Below are 1220 nucleotides of genomic sequence, written 5' to 3'. Positions count from 1 at the left end.
GCCGGCTCGTCGAGCTCGACGAGGTCGAGGAGCAGCTGCTCACCGGAGTGGCGCGTCCGATCGTGCTGGCCCGGCGGCGCCCGGACGCACCGGTCGCCGCCGGCGTCGCGCCGGGGGTGGCCGAGCTGGGCGTCATGCTCGCCTACACGCCGCTGCACCACCTGCTCCTCGCCCCCGGACCGGCCGGGGTGCCGGTGGCCGACGTCCTGGTGATGACGAGCGCGAACCTGTCGGACGAGCCGCTGTGCTACCGCGACGAGGACGTCCCGGCGCTGCTGGGCCTGGCCGACCTCGTGCTCGGCCACGACCGGGCGATCGTGACGCCGTGCGACGACTCGGTGACCCGGGTGGTCGACGGCGAGCCGTCCCCGGTGCGGCGCTCGCGCGGGTACGCCCCGCTGCCGGTGCGCCTGGACCGGGCGCTGCCTGCGACGTTCGCCGTCGGCGCCGAGCTGAAGAACACGGTGTGCGTGCTCGACGGCGTGGATGCGGTGTGCTCTCAGCACCTGGGCGACATGGCCGGCTGGGAGTCGCAGCAGACGCTGGCAAGGACGGCCGCGCACGTGATGGCGCTCTACGAGGTGGCGCCGACCCGGTGGGCGACCGACGCCCACCCCGCGTACCAGACGCGCGCCTGGGCGCAGCGGTTCGCCGACGTGCCGCTCGTCGAGGTGCAGCACCATCGGGCGCACGCCGCCTCGTTGCTCGCCGAGAACCGGCTGCTGGGCACACCCGTCCTGGTGGCCTGCTTCGACGGCACCGGCTACGGGGACGACGGCACCGCGTGGGGCGGCGAGTGGCTGCTGGTCGGCGCCGACGTCCTGGACCGCGGCCAGGCTGCGATCGAGCGCCGGGCGAGCCTGGTCGAGGTGGAGATGGTCGGCGGGGACACCGCGGTGCGTGAGCCGTGGCGGCTCGCGCTGGCGCACCTGCGCCGGGCCGGGATCGCCTGGACCGAGGACCTGCCGCCCGTCGGGCACGCCGACCCGGCGACCCGCGCGCTGCTCGCCCGGGCCCTCGACCGCTCGGTGGCCGCCGCGCCGACCACGTCGATGGGCCGGCTGTTCGACGCAGTCTCGGCGCTGCTCGGGGTGCGCCAGGCGATCACCTTCGAGGCGCAGGCCGCCATCGAGCTGGAGCAGCTCGCCGCCACCGCGACCGACGGCGGGCCGACCGGCTGGGTGGGTGAGGCGGCCGTGGCCGGTGCCGGCGGCTGGCGC

Annotated in this window: 1 protein-coding gene; it reads left to right on the top strand. The window is 76.5% G+C overall.

The genetic code is table 11. The features are described 5' to 3' along the window. The coding region (locus F2B26_RS16325; protein ID WP_201292796.1) for a Kae1-like domain-containing protein at positions 1-1220 on the top strand (1220 nt) is incomplete at both ends.

This window comes from Cellulomonas citrea (assembly GCF_009829685.1).
Classification (GTDB): Bacteria; Actinomycetota; Actinomycetes; order Actinomycetales; family Cellulomonadaceae; genus Cellulomonas; species Cellulomonas citrea.
The sequence above is the reverse complement of the archived record's forward strand: the minus strand, read 5'-3'. Positions and strand labels throughout refer to the sequence as shown.